The sequence below is a fragment of the Stutzerimonas stutzeri genome (genome assembly GCF_024448955.1).
In the GTDB taxonomy this organism is placed as follows: Bacteria; Pseudomonadota; Gammaproteobacteria; order Pseudomonadales; family Pseudomonadaceae; genus Stutzerimonas; species Stutzerimonas stutzeri_AQ.
Window position 1 is genome coordinate 1 of sequence record NZ_JAMOIH010000022.1, and the last position, 21,457, is coordinate 21,457.

Consider the following 21,457-nt stretch of genomic DNA (forward strand, 5'->3'; position numbering starts at 1 on the left):
GAGCGACGATACCCGCCAGGTCGATGGCCGCTTCCACGCCAGAGTTGCCACCGCCGATCACCGCGACACGCTTGCCCTTGAACAGCGGGCCGTCGCAGTGCGGGCAGTAGGCGACGCCACGGCCACGGTATTGCTGCTCGCCCGGCACGTTCATTTCACGCCAGCGGGCACCGGTGGCAATAATCAGCGTCTTTGCCTTGAGCGAGCCGCCGTTTTCCAGTTTGATTTCGTGCAGGCCGCCTTCACCTGTAGCGGGTATCAGAGCCGCAGCACGCTGCAGGTTCATGATGTCAACGTCGTATTCGCGCACATGGTTTTCCAGTGCGCGGGCCAGTTTCGGGCCTTCGGTCTCGTTGACCGAGATGAAGTTCTCGATGGCCATGGTGTCCAGCACCTGACCGCCGAAGCGCTCAGCTGCCACGCCGGTGCGGATGCCCTTACGCGCGGCATAGATGGCCGCGGCCGCTCCGGCAGGGCCACCACCAACGACGAGCACGTCGAAGGCCTCCTTGGCGCTGAGCTTCTCGGCGTCACGCGCCGAGGCACCGGTGTCGAGCTTGGCGATAATTTCTTCCTCGCCCATGCGGCCCTGACCGAACAGTTCACCGTTGAGGTAGATGCTCGGCACGGACATGATCTGACGGCGCTCGACTTCGTCCTGGAACAGCGCGCCGTCGATGGCGACGTGGCGGATGTTCGGGTTGAGCACGGCCATCAGGTTCAGCGCCTGGACGACGTCCGGGCAGTTCTGGCAGGACAGCGAGAAGTAGGTTTCGAAGGTGTAGTCGCCGTCGATGTTCTTGATCTGCTCGATGACTTCCGGTGCGGTCTTCGACGGATGGCCGCCGACCTGCAACAGGGCGAGCACCAGCGAGGTGAACTCGTGGCCCATCGGGATGCCGGCGAAACGCAGGCTGATGTTGCCACCGATGCGGTTGAGTGCGAACGATGGGCGACGAGCATCATCACCATCGGTGCGCAGGGTGATCTGGTCGCTCAGGCTGACAATGTCTTCCAGCAGGGCGAGCATTTCCTGGGATTTCTCGCCGTCATCGAGGGACGCGACGATCTCGAACGGCTGAGTGACCTTTTCCAGATAGGCTTTCAACTGGGTCTTGAGATTGGTGTCCAGCATGAGCAGCGGTACCCCGTAGTGCGGATATGAAAATGCAGAAAATAAAACGCCTGGATAAACCGCATCCAGGCGTTGGGCTAGAGAGGCTGGGTTACAGCCCCTATAGCATGCAAGGCATTCGAGCGAATGAACCTTAGATCTTGCCGACCAGGTCCAGCGACGGAGCCAGGGTCTTCTCGCCTTCTTTCCACTTGGCCGGGCAGACTTCGCCAGGATGCGCGGCGGTGTACTGAGCAGCTTTCAGCTTGCGCAGGGTTTCGCTGACGTCACGAGCGATTTCGTTGGAGTGGATTTCTACGGTCTTGATCACGCCTTCCGGGTTGATCAGGAAAGTGCCACGCAGAGCCAGACCTTCTTCAGCGATATGTACGCCAAAAGCGTTGGTCAGCTGATGAGTCGGGTCACCGATCAGCGGGAACTGAGCCTTGCCTACAGCCGGGGAAGTCTCGTGCCAGACTTTGTGCGAGAAGTGGGTATCGGTGGTGACGATGTACACCTCGGTGCCAGCCTTCTGGAATTCGGCGTAGCTGTTGGCAGCGTCTTCGATCTCAGTCGGGCAGTTGAAGGTGAAGGCTGCCGGCATGAAGATCAGCACCGACCACTTGCCCTTCAGGGACTCTTCGGTGACTTCGATGAACTTGCCATTGTGGAAAGCGTTGACTTTGAACGGCTGAACTTGAGTGTTGATCAGAGACATCTGCTAACTCCTTTTGGGATTAGAAATTTAACGGGGCCTACGATAACGCAGCTGACCGCATACGGTTAATTGATTGAGGGAATAGAAGCGATAAGTTTTAACTATCAAAACCATCTTCCCTATTATGACGGCATCGGATACGACCACTGCATCGACCGGCAATTCGGATCAGCCTGTCGAGACGGAGTGATCGCGCTCAGCCATCAATTCGGCCAGAATGCTCGGATCGCTGCGACCCCTTGGCCGCCCGCCCGCAGGGCCTGCGCCAGATCGGCAGGACCGAGCCCGCCCAATAGGTAAGCGGGCTGGCTGAAGCCTACCAGCAATTCAGCGGCGCGTGACCATCCCAAAGGCTGTACCTCTGGATGAGTGGCGGTAGGTAGTACCGGTGAGAGCGTAACGAAATCGACTCCCATCGTCATGGCCAGGTCCAGTTCAGCAGCATCATGACACGAGGCTGCGAGCCATTGCCGGAGCGGGACCGGCCTGCCCTGCCCGGCATGATCGCGCAGCTGTTCAGCGGTCAGATGCCAGCCGGCCGTGGGAAATTCGTCCGCCCACTGCAGCGGCCCCTTCAGCATCAGCTGCGCCCGTCCGCCACACATCGCCGTTACCTCAGCCGCCAACGCTCGGTAGTCGAGATGGCACAGGGATGGGGCTCGCAACTGGATCAGCCGAATGCCTGCATCCAGTGCCCGAGCAACGCCGTCCAGCAATTGTTGCGGAGACAGGCCGTCAGGAGTAATCAGATAGTGATCCGGCAGACGCGCCGCCGTAATGATCGGCCGGTTCGCCGCCGGAAAACGGTAGTTCGGCAAGTCCGCAGGCTCCACCCAGCCCAGCGGTTGACCCTCAGCGCCGTGCGGCTCACCCGAGAAGGCCAGCACCTCCCATACATCCAGCAAAACCTGCTTGTCCGGATAGTCGTGACGCACCTGTATCAGCGGACGAGCCTCGGTAACGGTGATGTTCAGTTCTTCCTGCAGCTCTCGCGCCAGCGCGGCCTCGACGGTTTCGCCAACCTCGACCTTACCGCCGGGGAACTCCCAAAGCCCGCCCTGGTGCTTGTCGAGCGGTCGCTTGGCGATCAGAACGAGGCCGTCAGGGGAGCGGATCACCGCGGCGGCGACATGGATTCGGTTCATGGCTAATTCGTTAGCTGGAAACTGGAAGAAGTGTCGGGCAGTCCAGCCTGCACGGCCTGCCACGCTCTGTCTTCAAGCTTTCAGCAAGCTGCTTTACGTTCGATATTCGGCATTGATCCGCACGTACTCATGCGACAGATCGGTGGTCCAGATGGTCTCGCTGCAGCTACCGCGGCCCAGCTCGATACGGATCTCAATCTCCTCTTCGGCCATCACCGCAGCGCCCTGCTCTTCCGTGTAACTCGGCGATCGGCCGCCTTTACTGGCGATACAGACCGCACCGAGATAAACATCGATCTTGCTGACATCCAGCTCCGGCACGCCGGCACGGCCAACCGCCGCGAGGATGCGACCCCAGTTCGGATCGGAGGCGAACAGTGCGGTCTTGATCAGCGGCGAATGAGCAACGGCATAGCCGACATCCAGGCACTCCTGATGGTTCTTGCCGCCGTTGACTGTCACCGTGACGAACTTGGTGGCGCCTTCGCCGTCGCGGACGATGGATTGCGCAACGTCCATGCTCACCTCGAACACGGCCTGCTTGAGCTTGGCGAACAGCTCGCCGCTGGCTTCGGTGATTTCCGGCAACGCCGCCTTTCCGGTCGCTACCAACATGCAGCAGTCGTTGGTCGAGGTATCGCCATCGATGGTGATGCGATTGAAGGACTTGTTAGCCGCATCGCGTAGCAGGTCCTGCAATACGGCCTGGCTGACCTTCGCATCTGTAGCGATGTAGCCGAGCATGGTGGCCATGTTCGGGCGGATCATGCCGGCGCCTTTGGATATGCCGGTAACGGTAACGGTAACGCCCTGGTGCTCGAACTGACGGCTGGCGCCCTTGGGCAGGGTATCGGTGGTCATGATCCCGGTTGCGGCTTCGGCCCAGCGATTTTCGTCCAGGTCAGCCAGGGCGGCCGGCAATGCCGCCTCGATCTTCTCGACCGGAAGCGGCTCGCCGATCACACCGGTGGAGAATGGCAGAATGGCCGCTTCATCGACGCCGGCCAACTTGGCAAGACTAGCGCAGCTACGAATCGCCGCCTGCATTCCCGGTTCACCAGTACCGGCGTTTGCATTCCCGGTATTGGTGAGCAGATAGCGGACCGCTCCTTGTGCACGTTGTTTGGCCAGGATTACCGGCGCGGCGCAGAAAGCATTGAGCGTGAATACGCCGGCAATGGTCGAGCCTTCCGCACAGCGCATCACCACCACATCTTTGCGCCCTGGTCGCTTGATACCAGCCGATGCAATGCCAAGTTCAAACCCTGGCACCGGGTGCAATGTAGGTAAAGGACCAAGACCGACAGCCATTGATGCACTCCTCAGGACGAACGGATGGCCTTCAGCCACCACTAAACAGGGATAAAAACGCCGCGAGCGGCTAAGCCGGTCGCGGCGCGGGTCATAACGAGCGGCTCAGGTTATTGGACCTGCCCGTGACAATGCTTGTATTTCTTGCCGGAGCCACAGGGGCACGGCTCGTTGCGCCCGATCTTCGGTTCGACACGCACCGGAGCGACAGGTGCGGCGGCACCACCGGCAGCTTCCGGCTCCTCGTCGGGCTGTTCCAGGGCAGAGACTTCGGCATGCTGAAACTGCATGCGCTGCGCCAGCTCCTCGGCCTCGCGGCGCAGACGCTGCTCTTCCTCGGCCGGGTCCTCGCGGCGGACCTGGACGTGGGAAAGGACGCGAATGCTGTCGCGCTTGATCGACTCGAGCAGTTCCTGGAACAACGTGAACGACTCACGTTTGTATTCCTGCTTCGGATTCTTTTGGGCGTACCCGCGCAGATGGATACCGTGACGCAAGTGATCCATGGTCGACAAATGGTCTTTCCACAGATCATCAAGCACACGCAGGACGATTTGCTTCTCGAAGGATCGCAGCGCCTCTGCGCCAGCCATTTCTTCCTTCTCGTTGTAGGCATCGACCAAGGCCTGCAGGATGCGCTCGCGCAGGGTTTCCTCGTAGAGCTTCTCGTCTTCGTCAAGCCACTGCTGAACCGGCAAACGAACACCAAAATCGCTGTACAGCACCGCTTCTAGGCCGGCGATATCCCACTGCTCTGGCAGCGACTGCGGCGGAATGTGCTGGCTGATAGCCGAATCGAGCGCTTCACGTCGGAACTCGGCGATGGTCTCGCCGATTTCATCGGCCGCTAGCAGGCTGTTGCGCATGTGGTAAATGACCTTGCGCTGTTCGTTGGCAACATCATCGTATTCCAGCAACTGCTTACGCATGTCGAAGTTGCGCCCTTCGACTTTGCGCTGCGCTTTCTCGATGGCATTGGTGACCATGCGATGCTCGATGGCCTCACCAGATTCCATGCCAAGCGCCTTCATGAAGTTCTTCACCCGATCCGAGGCGAAGATGCGCATCAGGCTGTCCTCAAGGGACAGATAAAAACGGCTGGAACCGGCATCGCCCTGACGACCGGCACGACCGCGCAACTGGTTGTCGATACGACGCGATTCGTGGCGTTCGGAAGCGATCACATGCAGCCCGCCAGCCTCCAGCACGGCCTGGTGGCGCTTCTGCCAGTCTGCCTTGATTTGTGCGATCTGCTCCTCGGTGGGATTCTCCATCGCCGCAACTTCGACTTCCCAGTTGCCGCCCAGCAGGATGTCGGTACCGCGGCCGGCCATGTTGGTGGCGATGGTCACCGCACCCGGGCGACCGGCCTGCGCAATGATCTCGGCTTCCTTATCGTGGTGCTTGGCGTTGAGTACCTTGTGCTCGATGCCTTCCTTTTCCAGCAGCCGCGACACGTACTCGGAACTCTCGATTGTCGCCGTACCGACCAGAACCGGGCGGCCGTTGTTCTGGCAATCCTTGATGTCGGTGATGATCGCAGCGAACTTCTCCTCCTGGGTCAGATAGACCAAGTCGTTGTAGTCCTTGCGCGCGAGCGGCTTGTTGGTCGGAATGACCATGACCGGCAGGCTGTAGATCTGCATGAACTCAAAGGCTTCGGTATCGGCGGTGCCGGTCATACCGGAAAGCTTGCTGTACAGACGGAAGTAATTCTGGAAGGTAGTGGAGGCCAGGGTCTGGCTTTCCGGCTGGATCGGCAGGTTTTCCTTCGCCTCGATGGCTTGGTGCAGGCCTTCGGAGAGGCGGCGACCCGGCATGGTACGACCGGTGTGCTCGTCAATCAGCAGAACCTGGTTGTTCTGCACGATGTACTCGACGTTGCGATGGAACAGCTTGTGCGCGCGCAGACTGGAATAGACGTGTGTCAGCAATCCCAAATTGTGCGCGGAATAAAGACTTTCACCTTCGGCCAGCAACCCGGCGCGGGTGAGCATCTCCTCGACGAACTGGTGGCCCTGCTCGTTCAGCTCGACCTGGCGGGTCTTTTCATCGATGGAGAAGTGGCCCTCCTGAGTGACGACGCCCTCTTCTTCCTCGATGTGCTGCGTAAGTAGCGGAATCAGCTGGTTGATCTGCTGATAAAGCTTGGAGCTGTCCTCGGCTTGCCCGGAAATGATCAGCGGCGTCCGCGCTTCGTCGATGAGGATCGAGTCCACCTCGTCGATCACCGCGAAGTTGAGTTCGCGCTGGTTCTTGTCCGCAAGGCTGAACGCCATGTTGTCGCGCAGGTAGTCGAAGCCAAACTCGTTGTTGGTGCCGTAGGTAATGTCGGCGGCATAGGCGGCACGCTTTTCTTCCGGTGGCTGGAACGGCGTGACGATGCCTACAGAGAGACCGAGAAACTCGTACAACGGACGCATCCAGTTGGCGTCGCGGCGCGCCAGGTAGTCGTTCACCGTGACCACGTGAACGCCCTTCCCAGCGAGCGCGTTGAGGTAGACCGCGAGCGTTGCCACCAGGGTCTTGCCTTCACCGGTGCGCATCTCGGCGATCTTGCCCTCGTGCAGGGTCATGCCACCGATCAGCTGTACATCGAAGTGACGCATGCCCATCACGCGCTTGCCGGCTTCGCGGCAGACCGCGAAGGCTTCGGGGAGAATCTGGTCGAGGGTCTCGCCTTGGCCGAGGCGGGCCTTGAACTCTTCGGTTTTGCTTCGCAATTGCTCGTCGGATAGAGACAGCATCTGCTCTTCGAGCGCATTGACGGCTTGTACCGCCTTGAGCATGCGCTTGACCTCACGGTCATTCTTGCTACCAAAGAGCTTCTTCATTAAAGGCGCAAACATATCGACAAGGACTTCCATGCTGGGGATGGAGGCACGGCCGCAGGGCCACCACGGCTGCGTGCAAAGGGGGCATTCTACTCGGAAACGTCCGAGAGGAAAGGTGCCTTACTGCGCAGCCAAGGCAGCCAAGCATGCGGTAAGTTGCCGACCGCACGGTCACGTCCGAACCCGCAAGGGCTATCTGCCAGTACCGACGGCCCGACTTCAGATGGGCCAGTCGCTTACTGCGTTCACCGCCTCGATCGGCCGACACGGCGATATTCGAGCTTCTGCTAACATAGCCCGCTCACCCTTTCTAGTTCGAGCTTTGACCATGTCGCTGCGTCCCCTGCCGGCCCGAGCACCCGTTGCGCTACTACGCGAGGCGAAGCCGCTGAAAGCCTTGTTCGGCGAGGCAAGACGACTCGACCATCTGCAGCGGCTGGTCGAAAGCCAGTTGCAGCCCGCAGCGCGAGAGTATTGCCGTGTGGCCTCGTGGCGTGAGGGCACTCTTCTTCTCATCGTCACCGACGGCCATTGGGCGACGCGTCTGCGCTATCAACAACGCCGGTTGCAGCGGCAACTGCAAGGCATGAACGAATTCACCGGGCTGAGCCGGATCCAGTTCAAGGTCCAACCTCCCGAGGCGCCCCGATATAAACCCGGGCCGGCACCGGAACTGTCGGCAAGCGCGGCGGACAACATCCAGCAAACGGCGCAGGGCATTACAGACCCGAGACTCAGGGCCGCGCTCGAGCGACTCGCTAGCCATGCCCAACCGGCCAAAGGCGACTGACCAGCACGTATCTGCGCATGACGCGGTCGCAACCTAGCCTAGTCAGGGTTAGCATGTTCGCGGACTCAATCGAAATCGAGGTATTGATGCCTGCCCACTCGAAAGGCGACCGATCGTGCTGATCGGCGCCCTGTTGATCGCCACCTGGGTGATTCTGCTGATTCGCTATCCCCTTCGAGCGATTCCAATCTCACTGGGAGCACTATTCGGGTTGGGCCTGGTTGCCGCGTGGGTGATCTGGCAGGAACAACGTGAAGAACACCTGCTTGCTCAGCTCGAACTACGGCTGGAATACGCACCCGCGACCTGTCCGGCGGCACAGCCGTTGCGTATCACGCTCGACAACCATAGTCCGCAGCCATTGCAAAGCCTACGTTGGGAGGTCGGCGCCTATTCGCCCGGCTCCAGCCTGGATTTGGTGACCTCGAACTACGACGCACCTCAATACCGGGGGCCGGGCGACCTGCAACCCGGCCAACGCTGGGAATCCTGCTTCCCCTTGCCGCCGCTGCGCGCCGGCTATCGCGGTAGTAGCCTGGAGTTTCGGGCCGAGCGGCTTCAAGGGCACTTCGACCATTGAGATGGCCATAGGACACACAAGCGCTTTTCATTCGTCGCCAGGCGGCATATGCTGTATAAAAAACCAGTAAGTCAATTTAGCCGAGGTGGTTGATGGCCGTCGAAGTGGTGTACCGCAGCAGCCGGGACCTGGAGCGTTTATTCATGGATAAAGCCGAAGCCGATCGTCACGACAAAATGCTTGAGCTGGCCGAAGCCCTCGCTGCGGCGTTGCAGAAGGCCTCTCCATCCCTGAGCGAACAGCAGGCCGATGACATAGGCATCTTCATGGCCCGGCATCGAGATCTATTTGCCAAGGCTTTCAAGAACAATCCAGAAGTACTGACTGAGCTGCCAGCCACGACCGAAGCGTGATGGCGCCCCCTCATCGCATCCGTCTGGTGCTACGTATCGCCACAGCGAAACACGCCCGACGGGCGAAACTTGTCATTCGATCCGCCGGTCCATTGCGTGCAGTCATCCCAACCAGGTACCGGCATGGACAGTCCATTCAAGAAAATCAGCGATGTGTTTCAGCCCCACTACAACGTCAATTTCAGTATCGAAAAACCTGACGGTAGTATTCTACTGACGCTGACCGACGCAGCTGGCGTGGCGGTCAAACGCTTCATTAGCACCAGTCAATGGCGGGACCAGCAGCAGCTCGAACGCTTGATCACCAGCCTGCAGTTCAGCCTGGCGATAGAGCGTGGTGAGCACGCCAGTTTCTATCAGCCAGCCAAGCATTCAACCTCAGCCACTCAGTAACCAACGTCTGACGCCTGCAGTAGCTGCAACCCCGCGCTGTTCTTCCAACAAAAATAAAAAGTTTTCAGGTCATGCCGACGCGATGTTTTGGCACCGCGAGCCATACCACTGGGCCCGTCTCGGTCGTTTTCGCCTTCAGTCGAACCGATCAGAGCCAAGCCAACGCCTTGGCGCGAGCTACAGCCTGCGTACGCCTGGCCACGCCTAGCTTGGTATTGATACGACGAGCGTGGGTTTTGACGGTGTGAAGCGAAATAAAGAGTTGTTCGGCAATTTCCTGGTTCGAACACCCTTGGGCGATAAGGCGCAGTACCGTGAGCTCACGATTGCTCAAAACCACCTCCTCGTTTGACGCAACAGCCTCGTCAGGCTCACGCTCGAACTGCAGAAGCCGATCTCGCAGACTTTCACCTTTACTGACTGGCAAAATTCTGGCGAGCCATTGTGGTTGACGATGCTGCAATTCGTACAACGGCTTGATCAAGTGCTGCCTTGCCGCCTCCCCGAGGGCTTTGCGCAGCTCCACTTCCGCCTCTTCATGCCGACCATCCAGCTGCAGCGCTTCGGCCAACGTGAACCTGCACTCACAGGCCAGACCTAATCGCTGTGAACGCAGATTCTGCTCGATCAGCTCGCGCAGCGTATCGATGGCCAGCGAGCAGCGCCCCGAAAGCAGATCAATCACCGCAAGATAGCGTTGCACCCGTGGCAGCAACTCGTAAAACCCCGACGGCGCTAGATAGCTGTGCCCTCTGTAAAGCTCCAGCACCTGCATGAAAACTGCCCTGGCTTTTTTCAGTTGTTCCTGATGAAGCCAGGTCAGACCTGTTATCAATAGCAGGATGCCGCGGAATCGCGCCTCCGGCACATGCCGCCACTGCGCCAGCCGCTCAGCTTCACGCAACCAATGGTACGCCGTCGGAAATTCCTGCTTGCGAGCCGACAGCTCCGCCAACCCGGCATAGCCAAAGAAAACGTAGGAATCTCCGCAGGTTTCGGTCTCGATTCGCCCTTGCTGATAAGCCTCCCGTGCCAGCTCGTCGAGCCCCTGATATGCCAACAAGTGGCCCTGCAGCAGCTTAAGGCGACCAATGATGGGGCTGTGCCTGACGCTGTCGCGCAGCACCAGCAGCGACTCGTCCAGCACGCCTACGGCGCGCTCGAACTCCCCAGTCAGCTCCAGTAGCTGGATTCGGTCGACATTGAGCATCGCTTCATACAGTACGCTGCCCTTGAGCCGAGCCAGCTTCATTCCTTCGCTGTTGTAATGCTGCGCAAGCTCGAGCTGGCTCTCGGCCATTGCGTGCTGAGATAACGCCTGGTAACAGAGCACTCGCTGCGCCCAGGCATGATCTGACAAAACCTCAAGCGCCTGGAGGCAATAACTCCTGGCCTCCGGCTCCCCTCGCAGTCGCGCAAGAAAGCCGCGTAGCGCTTGCCATTGGGCCAGCAGTTGCGCCTGGCGACGAGCATCGGGCTGAGGAAAGAACTTCGCCAGATCGGCAAGACAATCATCTACCTCATCGAGCCGGGCGGAGATGATCAGTGCCCAGCCATGCAGCACGATCAGTCGAGTAGTGCTGTTGAACAAATCCTGCGGCAGCTCGCTGCGCCATTTCAGAAAATGCGAGACGTTGTCACCGATCAGTAATTGCTCCTGCCCGTAACGCTGCAGAAAATTGGCGGCGACCTCGGGCTGTCCCGCCCAAAGCGCATGTTCCACTGCCTCACGCATCTCGCCGCGGTTGGCGAACCACTGGCACGCACGCAAATGGACCTGAGTCGGTGAAACTGTCTCCGGCATCCGTCGTAGCATCGATGCAAAGGGGCGCCACAGACGAAACCACTCGCCGCAATTGTCGATCTGCCGAATGAACAGCTGGAAAGTCTTCAGCACATCCAGAATGTCGCTACCGCTTCCGTCGAGCACATGTTCGCAGAGCTGCGGCGAAAAACGCGGCATTTGCGCCAGCGCGAACAGTGCCCGGCAAACGTCTTCGCTCTGCCCTTCGAGTACTTCTCGCTGAACGTAATCCTTCAGCAATGGCGTTCCCGCTACCAGTCGCTCGCGCACCGCCTGTTCATCTGCATTCAGCAGCAACAGGCTGACGCCGGCCAACCAGCCTTCGCTACCGGCCAACAATCTCTTGAAGGTGTCGTCAGCCAACTCCAGACGGTGTGCTTCGAGCAGTTGCCTGAGCTCGCCAGCTGTGAGCGCCAACGTCTCGGCTTCCAGCTCGAACAGGTCACCCTGCAGCAAAAGCCGGGGCAATTTCCACGCTGGTTGCCGGCGGCTACTCACCCACCAACTGACGGACTCAGGACCTCGTTCCAGAAGCAGGTCAAGGCAGGCATCGAACTGTACGGCGGCCTCACGCGGATAGTCATCGAGCATGATCCAGAGCGGTCGCGGAAAGTCATTCAACAGATCGACGAGATCCTGCTGCACGTCTCCGCTCGGTGCCGAGGGGATACCGAGGACCCGACTCAGTTGAGCATGCAGCGCCTCGACGGAGAACGGCCGCCCGCCAAGATCAAGCCATACGAGATGCGTGTCGGCAGGCATTCGCCGAGCACACTCGTTCATCAACACGCTTTTGCCGAAACCCGCTGGTGCGCAGATCAAACGCAGGCGGCAACGGGCTTCGAGCAGTGCCTCTACCAGCCGCGGTCTGGAAATATGAATGGGGGGTAAACGCGGAATAGTCGCAACTTGAACCTGCGCGGCGGCCTCTGTGCTAAGCGCACCAGGGTTGAAGCGTACGGACATGGCGAGGTTCTCTTATTCGTGTCAGTCCATTGAAAACGCGATGAGCGCAGCCAAAGGCCCAGCTCCGAGGGCCAACAAACTTGAACCGTATCGTTGCGCTTTTGCCGTAATAACCTGCACGATCCCGCTGCTTTTGTCGACTCGAGTAAAGTGCTCAGCCTGTTCTGCCTGATATCCGGCCTCACTACTGGCTAAAAAGTATCATCCTCCGCTTCGCAAGAAAAAAAAAGGCGGCCAAACGGCCGCCTTATTCATTACGTGGATTTCAATCGATCAGCGCACCCCGGCGTTACGCAATGCGGCGGGCGTGAAGTCCCGAGCCGACGCCTTGTAACCGAACTCGTGCGCTTTCTCTTCGTTGCTCATACCGATCGCGATATAGCGACCTGAGATGATGTCGTAAAGCGCTTCGAAGGCGAAGGTAGGAACCTTGTGCTGATAGTACTGCACCATATGCCCTTCACCGACGCGCCACAGCTGGCCGCGACCGTCATAGAGCTCGGATTGCACGATAGTCCAGCTATCCTCGTCGACGAAGAAACGGCGCTTGGCGTAGATGTTGCGCTCACCATCTTTTAGGTTGGCTTCGATCTCCCAGACGCGGTGCAGCTCGTAACGTGCCAAGTCCTGATTGACGTGACCAGCTTTAAGGATGTCGCTGTATTTCACATCGCTGGAATTGATTTCGTAGCTGTTATAAGGGATATACAGCTCTTTTTTGCCAATCAGCTTCCAGTCGTAACGGTCCGGTGCACCACTGAACATGTCGAAGTTGTCCGTGGTACGCATACCGTCGGACGCGGTACCCGGACCGTCGTAGGCAACCTGCGGAGCGCGACGAACGCGACGCTGACCGGCATTGTAGATCCAGGCCTGACGCGGCTCTTTCACCTGATTAAGCGAGTCGTGCACCAGCAGCACGTTACCGGCGAGGCGTGATGGCGCCGTTACCCGCTGTTTGAAGAACAGCAGCGCATTCTTGGCGCGCTCCGGATCCAGATCCGTCATGTCGCTCGGGAAGGCCACCTCATCCTCGAAGTGCACCAGGGTGTAGCTGCCGTTCGTTTGCGGGGTGGCCTGGACGATATTGCGGCGTACGTTACCTCCGCGGTAACGGGTGATGTGGTTCCAGACGACTTCCAGACCGCTCTTCGGAATCGGGAAGGCGTAGTAGCGACTGTCGGCGAAATTGTCGACCCCGTTACCCCCGGCAACCAGTTCGGTATTCAATGCGCTTTTCTTGGCCGCTTCGTAAATGGCGTCCGGCACTGCAGCGCTGCGATGCGTCGGGAATACGCGAATCTTGTAGGTTTCCGGATAACGCTTGAACATCGCCTGCTGACCTGCGGTCAGCTTGTCCTTGTATTGTTCGACGTTCTGCGCGGTGATGACGAACTCGGGTTTTTCGTCCTTGAAGGGGTTGGTCAGGTGGCCGTTATCCAACGGAGCGGCATCGGTAGGCAGACCGCCAGTCCACGCAGGGATGGTCCCGTCGGCGTTACCGGCTTTTTCGGCACCGAGCGGAGTCAATGAAGTGCCGAGCTTCGCGGCTTCCTCGGGAGATACAGCGGCCATGACGCTGCTTGCGAGCAGCGAGAGGGCCAAGACACTGAATAGTTTTCTTGTTGTTTTCATACGCTTCCAGTTCCTCTTGATCTTGTTTTGGCCGGAGGCCTTGCATGAAGCTAGTCGCGCAGCGGAGCCTTCGCAGGCCCCGCTCGACGACTTTGAAGCGGCCTCCTTTAAAAGTTCACACCCACGCTCAGTGCGAGGAAGTCACGGTCGACCAGTGTGTTGTAATCGCCACCGAAGAAGTCGGTGTACGACAGGCTGGCGGTGTAGGTGTTCTGGTAGACGGCGTCTACGCCAACGCTGACAGCCTTGGAACCTTCGTTGAACAAGCCGTTCGGGCCGTAGCCATCGACGTCATGAGAGAAGGACACGTTCGGCGTCAGGTTCACGCCGGCGAATACGTTGCTGTAATCAGCCAGAGCGCGCAGACGGTAGCCCCAGGAGTTGGCAGTTACGAACCCGTCCCAGCCATATCGCGCCTCCGAAGCGGCGTTGCTGGGCTGAGTTCCAGCCGGTGAACCGTAGATTGCGTCGCGCCCATAGCGAATGTCGCGCCGACTTTCTAATCCACCAACGTGCGCATAACCGATTTCGCCAACGAGCGTAACCCGCCCAGCGCCAAGTACTTGATCAAAGAAGTGCGTGAACGTTGTTTGAAGCTGCGTTACTTCTTTTCGGTTGTAACCATGCGTATCGAGACCAGCTTGAGCGGCGGCCAAGTCAGGGCCACCAGCTAACAATGCTTCAACAAAGCTCAGCGCCAGCCTACCCGTGGTGTCAGTAGTATTAATTTGGATGGGCAGATTCGGCCTATAGCTCAACTCGCCCGACCACGCAGTGCCGGTGGGCAGGGTTGTGGAAAAGCTAAGCCCGTATAGACGTATATCTTCCGGGTATTCAAGAAAATACTGCCCATTGCCAAGCAAAAGAGCTTGAGCAGTTGAAATTTGCCCAGCACCGGCCGCTTGAAGTGCACCACCAATCACTAAGGGATTGCTTGTGTTTTGCATACTCAAGTTAGGCGTGCGGCTGTGGTAATTCATGAAATAAGCGCCGTATTCCGTAGCATCACCAAGCCAACGCAACGCAATCCCGAACTGACCAGAATCACGAGCGTCACGATCGCCGCCGCGAGGAACCATTAACCCCTCGTCAGTTACCGTCAAGCCTGCTTGTTGCAAAGCAGCAGTTTGAGCCGCACCGAATGGGCCAAGGATGTGATAGTTGTCGTCACAACCGTCGGCCGCTACGTCTGCGCTAGAAAAGAAGGTGCCGCAGTTATCTACGATGGTTTGGTCCCACTCCAACTGATAAAACGCCTCCATGCTTAGGCGATCGCTCAAGCTTTGGGACACGTACAGCATATTGACCGGAATCAGACCTTCCTTGATTTCCGCACCAGGGCGGCGGAAGGCGGCGGCGTCGAGCGGGTTGATGGAGTTAATCGAGTTACCGATAAAGGTACTTTCACCCCAGCTCACGACCTGCCTACCGACACGCACCGTGCCAGGCAGGTCGCCTACGTAATAGTTGTGGTAAAGGAAGGCATCGAGAATCTGAGCACCAGATGACTGCGCAGCCTCTTTACGGTTGCTGTCGCTAATATCCTTGAACAGACGATCTTCATCCTTCAGCTCAAAGTCATACCAGTACTTGCCACGAATGAATGCGCCGCTGTCGCGATAGCGCAGTTCGAGGTCATGAATGCCTTTAAATATTTTCGAGAAGGTCTCGCCCTTCTTGAAGTTCAGACGGCCATCGTCACCAGTCTGAGTAAAGCCGGTACCGCCATTGGCCGCACCTACCAGATCCATATCGGGATCATCCATCGCCCAACTCGCCCCAATCGACATCGCCGAGTCGAATTGCCCCTCAATTTCCCCGATATTGAAATTAACGGCATAAGCCGGTGCGGCAGTGCCCAGCGCAACGGCGAGAGCCAATGCCTTGGGCTGGAAGATTCCTTGCCTTGTTGTTTTTGTCATGAGGCGCTCCTGGTTGGTTCGAAGTAGGCTCACCCTAACCACACGGCAGCGGAGGGTTAAGCGCACTAAGGTTTGATTTGTTTTGTAATCCTAAAGTATGAACGGCCTTCCCGTTACTGGCTTGCAACGGAGCATCACCCTATCGGAAATGCCGCCCCCAGCGAAGCTATCGAAGAGCTTAGCCGCAAGGCAAATTGGTGCAAGCCCCGAATTAGAGCAGCTGCGACGCCGTTTGCGGAAAATCTGCAGAACTACGCTCAATCAGCCCCAGGCGATTTGAACTGAAGCGCCCGTAATCCGCATTGCAACTCACAGGCTGCAAGGAAGGCAAAACGCCATCGGCGAGCCGGAGCGTTACCCAAGCACAGCGTCCTGGGGCGAAACGAAACAACCGGAAGGCCGAAGTCGCCGGTAGCGCATTCGCGCCGGTCTAGAGACAAGGAGGGAGAAGCCGAGCAAACACCCGTCGCTCGGCGCGAAGGGATAGCCCAACCGGAACAGGAAATGTGTGGCGAGATAGCCGCTTAGTCAGAAATCAGAGCCGAGCACGCGGCCCTGACGGGATAACAAGGCGCGCCGCCTTACATTCCTTTAACGGCGTAGATACCAGGAGCGTTGCGCCAATAGCCCTTGTAGTCCATGCCGTAACCGAACACGTAGCGATCGGCACAGCTTAGCCCGACGTAATCTGCTTTCAGGTCTGGACGGGCCTTGCGCTGGTGCTCCTTGTCGACCAGCACCGCGGTATGCACGGCAGTGGCACCGGCATGACGACAGAAATCGATGATCGCGCCGAGGGTATGCCCTTCATCCAGAATGTCGTCGATGATCAACACATCGCGGTCAATGAAGGAAATCTCCGGCTTGGCCTTCCAGAACAAGTCGCCACCGCTCGTCTCGTTGCGATAACGCGTGGCGTGCAGGTAGGAGAGCTCCAGCGGAAAGTTGAGCTTGGGAACCAGCTTGCCGGAGAAGATTAGCCCTCCGTTCATGACGCAGAACACCACCGGGTTACGGTCGGCCAGCTCGCCATTGATTTTTGCGGCCACCGCATCGATTGCCGCCTCAACTTCGGCTTCGGAATAAAGACAATCGGCTTCGGCCATGATCTGGCGGATATGTGCGAGATCGACGGACATGGGCGATGCTCCAGGACAGTAATAAAGGAGTAGCAGCTCAGTAGGCTGCGCACAAAATAAGGGGCGCGACGATACCGATGCAGTTGCGGCCAGGGCAAGCGCTGATTGATACATCAATAGCCGCTAACACCCCGATGCATTAATCTACGCCGGTTTATTCGACCGCCGGAGTCACCATGACCATTCGAGAGATCCGCCACCCGCTTATTCGCCACAAACTTGGGTTGATGCGTCGCGCCGATATCAGCACCAAGAACTTTCGCGAACTGGCGCAGGAGGTCGGGTCGATTCTGACGTACGAAGCCACTCGCGACCTGCCGCTCGAGAACTACACCATCGAGGGCTGGTGCGGCCCGGTCCAGGTGGAAAAGATTTCCGGCAAGAAAATCACTGTGGTACCGATCCTTCGGGCCGGCATCGGGATGCTCGACGGCGTGCTCACTTTGATTCCCGGCGCCAAGGTCAGCGCGGTAGGCATCGCCCGTAATGAGGAAACACTGCAGGCACACACCTATCTGGAACGTCTGGTGGACGACCTCGATCAGCGTCTGGCGATGATCATCGATCCGATGCTGGCAACCGGCGGTTCCATGGTCGCGGCAATCGACATGCTGAAAAAAGCTGGCTGCAAGGAGATCCGCGCGCTGGTGCTGGTCGCTGCGCCGGAGGGCATCGATGCCGTAGAAAAGGCTCACCCGGACGTCATTATCTATACCGCCTCCATCGATGAGCGCCTGGACGAGCATGGCTATATCGTGCCCGGCCTGGGCGATGCGGGGGACAAGATCTTCGGCACCAAGCAGAAGGACATCTGAGATGCCGCAGCCCATGGAAGAAGCGCTCGGCCGCCAGGTTCTCGCCGGCGCGCAGATGCTGTTCGTGGCGTTCGGCGCACTGGTGCTGATGCCGTTGATCACCGGCATGGACCCTAACGTTGCGCTGTTCACTGCCGGTATCGGCACTCTTCTGTTTCAAATGGTCACTAAGCGTCAGGTGCCCGTGTTTCTGGCATCGAGCTTCGCCTTCATCGCGCCGATCATCGCGGCCAAAGGTGACTTCGGCCTGCCCGCGGTACTCGGCGGCGTAGTCGCAGCGGGCATCGTCTATATAATTCTCGGTTTTGCGGTTCGCCTTAAAGGCCCGGGCTTTATCGACCGGCTGCTGCCACCCGTTGTAATCGCTCCGGTCATCATCTCCATCGGCCTCGCGCTTTCGCCTGTCGCGGTGAACATGGCCATGGGCAAGGCCGGCGACGGCAGCGCCCAACTGGTGCCGTACGAGACAGCCATGCTGATCTCGATGCCTGCGCTGGTGACCACACTGCTGGTGGCCGTCCTCGGCAAAGGGCTGTTCCGACTGGTGCCGATCCTCGCAGGCGTTGCGATGGGCTACGGTCTGTCATTCGCTTTCGGCGTCGTGGATACCACCGGCATTGCCGCCGCGCCCTGGCTGGCCATTCCAAACTTCGTCGCACCCGAGTTTCATTGGGGCGCGATTCTGTTCATGGTCCCGGTGGCGCTAGCCCCGGCGATCGAACACATCGGCGGCGTGGTGGCCATCGGCGGGGTCACTGGCAACAACTTCATCAAAAAGCCGGGGCTGCACCGCACATTGCTGGGTGACGGTCTGGCCACCTCGGCCGCTGGCCTGTTCGGCGGCCCGCCCAACACCACCTACGCGGAAGTCACCGGCGCGGTGATGCTGACCAAGAATTACAACCCGAAAATCATGACCTGGGCAGCCATCTTCGCCATCGTCCTAGCCTTCATCGGCAAGTTCGGAGCGGGCTTGCTGAGCATTCCAGTGCCGGTGATGGGCGGCATCCTTTGCCTGCTGTTCGGCTCGATTGCCGTAGTCGGCCTGAGCACTCTGATCCGCCATCAGGTGGATCTGGCGGAAGCGCGTAATCTGATCATCGTTTCGGTGACGCTGGTGTTCGGCATTGGCGGCATGGCGATCGGCTATGGCGAATTCACGCTGTCGGGCATCTCCCTTTGCGCGATCATCGCGCTGCTCCTCAACCTGCTGCTGCCGGGCGGAGAAGGTTGGAAGAACAAGCAGCTCGAAGAAAATAGCTGACGCGATATCTGGCCAGCCGCATTTTCGTGAGCTGGCCTTCGCCGCTGCGCGTCGAGCGGGCTGTCATCACCGTTGCAGCTATTGCTGGACAGGAACGGTAGACTGCCGCGATGAGCCTGCCGAACATTCCCCATCGACAACTGAGCGGAGCTGCTGTGAGCTGCTCCACTTGCGCCGCCTGTTGCTGTCGGCTTGAGGTTCTTCTCATCACCGATACCGGCGTACCGGAGCGCTTTATCGATGAGGACGCCTGGGGTGGCCAGGTCATGCGCCGTCTCGATGATGGCTGGTGCGCGGCGCTCGACCGCGACAGCATGCGCTGCACCATCTATGAGAAGCGCCCGCTGATCTGCAGAGAGTTCGAACTCGGCTCGGACGATTGCCTGGAGGAGCGAAAGGGCTCTGAACGGGCTTATCAAGAATGAGCGGGGGAGCACAACTTTAAGTAAGACCCATCGACCTTAAATAGCCGATGGGTTTCACCTGCGCGGCCCGCACCACGCTACGGGCACGTGGCCTCCGGCGCTTAGAACGACGCCCGATAATGCACTGCGTAACTTTCGATGCCATCGTTCGGATTCTTGATCCCGGCGTTGGAATAGTGGATCGCCCGAATACCAACTTCGTGCCCGCCAGCGAATCGCAGCCCCGCGCCGAAGCGATCTTCGAACTGGAACGATGACCCCAGATCCTTATCTTCCACTTTGGTGTTCTCGAATGCCGCAACACCGATACCCAGCTCCAGATAAGGCTTCACCGCATCCCCGGCGAACTCGTAGACGAACACCGGTGCCAGCGACACGCTATGGTTACTCGAGGTTTCATCACCTTCCCAATAGGTGTACCCAGCATCCCAATATCCCGTGAGCCGCCCCACGCTCGTCTGGAACCAGCTGCGGTTGAAGTCGAATTGCGCACCAAGGCGATAGGTCATTGTCGACTCACCGGTCTGGCCGACGGCAGCGGTTAGGTCCAGCGCATGAACAGCAGCCACCTGACCCAGCGAAACGGCGGCAATCGCAGCGAGGGAGATCAGTTTTTTCATCGGAATTTCCTTATCGAAAAGTTGGCGTCGCTTGTTTTTTTCGAGCATTAACTCGAATACAGAAAGCAGGCGCAGCGGGGAGTTCCTAATCAGAGTAGTCGGCTACCGTGCCGTTTTCGCCCCAAAGTAGCGGGAGTACGCTGGCCAATTGGCGGGGATCGCCACTGCTCCAGAACCGTGTCGCCGGCTCGCCATGCCCCAGCAGGTCGCGCGCTGCCAGTACCGCTTCGAGATGCCGCGCCACCGCGGCCCCAGTATCCACCAGAGTTACGTTAGACGGCAGCAGCTCGGTTAGCAGCGGTTTGATGAACGGATAGTGAGTGCACCCCAGTATCAGTGTGTCGCAGCCCTGTTCGATCAAAGGCTGGACGAACCCCTGCAGCAACGAACGCGTCGTGTCGCCATTGAGCTCGCCGGCCTCGATGCACTCGACCAGACCGGGGCACGGCTGGGTGATGACCCGTACGTCGCTGGCAAAACGGTCGAGCAATGCTGCAAATTTCGCGCTTTTCAGCGTGCCGGTGGTTGCCAGCACGCCCACCACACCGCTACGAGTGGCTAGTGCGGCGGGCTTTACCGCCGGCTCCATCCCCACTACCGGGATGCTCGGATACAATTCGCGAAGCTCGGCCACTCCCGCGGCAGTTGCAGTATTGCAAGCCAGCACCAAAGCCTTGGCGCCCTGCCCCAGCAAGAAGTCAGCGATCGATCGGCACCGCTGACGAATGAATTCTGGGCTTTTTTCGCCGTAGGGCACATGACCGCTGTCGGCCAGGTACAACAACGACTCCTGCGGCAAGCGCGCGCGAATCTCCTGCAGCACCGACAGCCCGCCCACGCCTGAATCAAAGACGCCAATCGGCGCGTTATCAGCCATGGCGGTCGCCGCAAACCGCACAGGCCGGGTCGCGCTTGACCTTCAGTTCGCGAAAGCGACCGGACAGCGCGTCTATCAACAGCAGCCGGCCTACCAAAGGCTCACCGAATCCGGCGAGCAGCTTCAGCGCTTCAAGCGCCTGCAGACTACCAACCATTCCCACCAATGGCCCCACTACGCCGGCCTCGCTACAGGTCAGTTCGGCTTCGCTGCCATGGCCGTAGAGGCAGTGGTAGCACGGACTTGTCGTTACTCGCGGATCGAACACTGACAGTTGCCCCTCGAGACGGATCGCAGCACCGCTCACCAAGGGTTTGTTCGCGCTGACGCAAGCGGAATTCACGGCTTCCCTCACGGTGAAGTTGTCGGTGCAATCGAGTACCAGATCCACAGCAGCCACAGCCGCACCTAGGGTATCGACATCCATCGCGGCGCGATGCGGCACCAGCTTCACCAAGGGATTGAGCGCCGACAACCTCGCAATCGCCGAGTCCACCTTCTGCACCCCGACCGAAGACGAATCATGAATGATCTGCCGCTGCAGATTGGTCAGATCGACACTATCGAAGTCCGCCAGATGCAGCTCTCCCACCCCTGCTGCGGCCAGATAAAGCGCCACGGGCGCCCCCAGCCCGCCTAGCCCGACGATCAACACCCGGCTCTGTTTGAGTTTCAGCTGGCCCTCGATGTCGACCTGTTTCAGCAATATCTGCCTGCTGTAACGCAGCAGCTCGTCATCGCTCAGCATGTTG

Annotated in this window: 19 protein-coding genes; 7 read left to right on the forward strand and 12 right to left on the reverse strand. The window is 59.0% G+C overall.

Annotated features, from left to right (window positions below):
• The 5 genes from ahpF to secA all read right to left on the reverse strand — a co-directional run.
• The coding region (ahpF, locus tag NA645_RS19055) for an alkyl hydroperoxide reductase subunit F (protein WP_256050248.1) at nt 1-1,135 on the reverse strand (1,135 nt) is incomplete at its 3' end.
• A 133-nt stretch (nt 1,136-1,268) separates the two neighbouring features.
• The gene (ahpC, locus tag NA645_RS19060) at nt 1,269-1,832 is read right to left on the reverse strand and encodes an alkyl hydroperoxide reductase subunit C (protein ID WP_131651008.1); all 564 of its coding nucleotides are present in this window, start codon (nt 1,830-1,832) and stop codon (nt 1,269-1,271) included.
• Between the two features lie 203 nt (nt 1,833-2,035).
• Nucleotides 2,036-2,977 (reverse strand): Nudix family hydrolase, encoded by a 942-nt coding sequence (locus tag NA645_RS19065; protein WP_256050249.1) that lies wholly within the window; start codon nt 2,975-2,977, stop codon nt 2,036-2,038.
• A 93-nt stretch (nt 2,978-3,070) separates the two neighbouring features.
• Nucleotides 3,071-4,288, reverse strand: coding sequence for a bifunctional glutamate N-acetyltransferase/amino-acid acetyltransferase ArgJ (gene argJ / locus NA645_RS19070; RefSeq protein ID WP_256050250.1), 1,218 nt, complete (start codon nt 4,286-4,288; stop codon nt 3,071-3,073).
• A 110-nt stretch (nt 4,289-4,398) separates the two neighbouring features.
• The gene (secA, locus tag NA645_RS19075) at nt 4,399-7,137 is read right to left on the reverse strand and encodes a preprotein translocase subunit SecA (RefSeq protein ID WP_256050251.1); all 2,739 of its coding nucleotides are present in this window, start codon (nt 7,135-7,137) and stop codon (nt 4,399-4,401) included.
• Nucleotides 7,138-7,450: 313 nt separating this feature from the next.
• Between secA and NA645_RS19080 the strand changes: the two genes are divergently transcribed.
• The 4 genes from NA645_RS19080 (at nt 7,451) to NA645_RS19095 (ending at nt 9,238) form a co-directional block, all read left to right on the forward strand.
• Nucleotides 7,451-7,912: a DUF721 domain-containing protein gene (locus NA645_RS19080; protein ID WP_256050252.1), complete on the forward strand. Its 462-nt coding sequence runs from the start codon at nt 7,451-7,453 to the stop codon at nt 7,910-7,912.
• A gap of 115 nt (nt 7,913-8,027) precedes the next feature.
• Entirely contained in the window at nt 8,028-8,492 is a 465-nt protein-coding gene (locus NA645_RS19085; protein WP_256050253.1) for a multidrug transporter, read from the forward strand.
• 92 nt (nt 8,493-8,584) lie between these two features.
• A complete protein-coding gene (locus NA645_RS19090) occupies nt 8,585-8,845 on the forward strand; it encodes a YebG family protein (RefSeq protein ID WP_256050254.1) in 261 nt (86 codons plus the stop codon).
• Nucleotides 8,846-8,968: 123 nt separating this feature from the next.
• Nucleotides 8,969-9,238, forward strand: a complete 270-nt coding sequence (locus NA645_RS19095; RefSeq protein ID WP_256050255.1) for a DUF3509 domain-containing protein — start codon at nt 8,969-8,971, stop codon at nt 9,236-9,238.
• A 148-nt stretch (nt 9,239-9,386) separates the two neighbouring features.
• Here NA645_RS19095 and NA645_RS19100 read toward each other — a convergent pair whose 3' ends face one another.
• The 4 genes from NA645_RS19100 to NA645_RS19115 form a co-directional block, all read right to left on the reverse strand.
• Complete coding sequence (locus tag NA645_RS19100) at nt 9,387-12,008, reverse strand: LuxR C-terminal-related transcriptional regulator (protein WP_256050256.1); 2,622 nt, start codon at nt 12,006-12,008, stop codon at nt 9,387-9,389.
• A 273-nt stretch (nt 12,009-12,281) separates the two neighbouring features.
• Nucleotides 12,282-13,643, reverse strand: a complete 1,362-nt coding sequence (locus NA645_RS19105) for a DUF1329 domain-containing protein (protein ID WP_256050257.1) — start codon at nt 13,641-13,643, stop codon at nt 12,282-12,284.
• A 107-nt stretch (nt 13,644-13,750) separates the two neighbouring features.
• Nucleotides 13,751-15,565: a DUF1302 domain-containing protein gene (locus NA645_RS19110; RefSeq protein ID WP_256050258.1), complete on the reverse strand. Its 1,815-nt coding sequence runs from the start codon at nt 15,563-15,565 to the stop codon at nt 13,751-13,753.
• A gap of 581 nt (nt 15,566-16,146) precedes the next feature.
• Nucleotides 16,147-16,704, reverse strand: a complete 558-nt coding sequence (locus tag NA645_RS19115) for a hypoxanthine-guanine phosphoribosyltransferase (RefSeq protein WP_256050259.1) — start codon at nt 16,702-16,704, stop codon at nt 16,147-16,149.
• A 176-nt stretch (nt 16,705-16,880) separates the two neighbouring features.
• Here NA645_RS19115 and upp point away from each other — a divergent pair, with 176 nt between their 5' ends.
• The 3 genes from upp (at nt 16,881) to NA645_RS19130 (ending at nt 19,208) form a co-directional block, all read left to right on the forward strand.
• Entirely contained in the window at nt 16,881-17,519 is a 639-nt protein-coding gene (gene upp, locus NA645_RS19120; protein ID WP_256050260.1) for a uracil phosphoribosyltransferase, read from the forward strand.
• A 1-nt stretch (nt 17,520) separates the two neighbouring features.
• On the forward strand, nt 17,521-18,783 hold the full coding sequence (locus tag NA645_RS19125) for a uracil-xanthine permease family protein (protein WP_256050261.1): 1,263 nt from the start codon (nt 17,521-17,523) through the stop codon (nt 18,781-18,783).
• 110 nt (nt 18,784-18,893) lie between these two features.
• On the forward strand, nt 18,894-19,208 hold the full coding sequence (locus NA645_RS19130) for a YkgJ family cysteine cluster protein (protein ID WP_256050262.1): 315 nt from the start codon (nt 18,894-18,896) through the stop codon (nt 19,206-19,208).
• A gap of 101 nt (nt 19,209-19,309) precedes the next feature.
• Here NA645_RS19130 and NA645_RS19135 read toward each other — a convergent pair whose 3' ends face one another.
• The 3 genes from NA645_RS19135 to NA645_RS19145 form a co-directional block, all read right to left on the reverse strand.
• Nucleotides 19,310-19,828 (reverse strand): acyloxyacyl hydrolase, encoded by a 519-nt coding sequence (locus NA645_RS19135; protein ID WP_131650994.1) that lies wholly within the window; start codon nt 19,826-19,828, stop codon nt 19,310-19,312.
• Between the two features lie 85 nt (nt 19,829-19,913).
• Nucleotides 19,914-20,705 (reverse strand): glutamate racemase, encoded by a 792-nt coding sequence (gene murI / locus NA645_RS19140; protein WP_256050263.1) that lies wholly within the window; start codon nt 20,703-20,705, stop codon nt 19,914-19,916.
• Nucleotides 20,698-21,453, reverse strand: a complete 756-nt coding sequence (locus tag NA645_RS19145) for a molybdopterin-synthase adenylyltransferase MoeB (RefSeq protein WP_256050264.1) — start codon at nt 21,451-21,453, stop codon at nt 20,698-20,700. Before NA645_RS19145 ends, murI begins: the two co-directional genes overlap by 8 nt.
• Nucleotides 21,454-21,457: the final 4 nt, after the last annotated feature.

Bases quoted from the DNA above. Each gene is read 5' to 3' on its own strand.
- NA645_RS19065 (WP_256050249.1), bottom strand. From the start codon at position 2,977: ATGAACCGAATCCATGTCGCCGCCGCGGTGATCCGCTCCCCTGACGGC.
- NA645_RS19125 (WP_256050261.1), top strand. From the start codon at position 17,521: ATGCCGCAGCCCATGGAAGAAGCGCTCGGCCGCCAGGTTCTCGCCGGC.
- NA645_RS19095 (WP_256050255.1), top strand. From the start codon at position 8,969: ATGGACAGTCCATTCAAGAAAATCAGCGATGTGTTTCAGCCCCACTAC.
- NA645_RS19145 (WP_256050264.1), bottom strand. From the start codon at position 21,453: ATGCTGAGCGATGACGAGCTGCTGCGTTACAGCAGGCAGATATTGCTG.
- NA645_RS19115 (WP_256050259.1), bottom strand. From the start codon at position 16,704: ATGTCCGTCGATCTCGCACATATCCGCCAGATCATGGCCGAAGCCGAT.
- NA645_RS19135 (WP_131650994.1), bottom strand. From the start codon at position 19,828: ATGAAAAAACTGATCTCCCTCGCTGCGATTGCCGCCGTTTCGCTGGGT.
- NA645_RS19100 (WP_256050256.1), bottom strand. From the start codon at position 12,008: ATGTCCGTACGCTTCAACCCTGGTGCGCTTAGCACAGAGGCCGCCGCG.
- ahpC (WP_131651008.1), bottom strand. From the start codon at position 1,832: ATGTCTCTGATCAACACTCAAGTTCAGCCGTTCAAAGTCAACGCTTTC.
- NA645_RS19130 (WP_256050262.1), top strand. From the start codon at position 18,894: ATGAGCCTGCCGAACATTCCCCATCGACAACTGAGCGGAGCTGCTGTG.
- secA (WP_256050251.1), bottom strand. From the start codon at position 7,137: ATGTTTGCGCCTTTAATGAAGAAGCTCTTTGGTAGCAAGAATGACCGT.
- NA645_RS19090 (WP_256050254.1), top strand. From the start codon at position 8,585: ATGGCCGTCGAAGTGGTGTACCGCAGCAGCCGGGACCTGGAGCGTTTA.
- NA645_RS19110 (WP_256050258.1), bottom strand. From the start codon at position 15,565: ATGACAAAAACAACAAGGCAAGGAATCTTCCAGCCCAAGGCATTGGCT.
- NA645_RS19080 (WP_256050252.1), top strand. From the start codon at position 7,451: ATGTCGCTGCGTCCCCTGCCGGCCCGAGCACCCGTTGCGCTACTACGC.
- argJ (WP_256050250.1), bottom strand. From the start codon at position 4,288: ATGGCTGTCGGTCTTGGTCCTTTACCTACATTGCACCCGGTGCCAGGG.
- NA645_RS19105 (WP_256050257.1), bottom strand. From the start codon at position 13,643: ATGAAAACAACAAGAAAACTATTCAGTGTCTTGGCCCTCTCGCTGCTC.
- murI (WP_256050263.1), bottom strand. From the start codon at position 20,705: ATGGCTGATAACGCGCCGATTGGCGTCTTTGATTCAGGCGTGGGCGGG.
- upp (WP_256050260.1), top strand. From the start codon at position 16,881: ATGACCATTCGAGAGATCCGCCACCCGCTTATTCGCCACAAACTTGGG.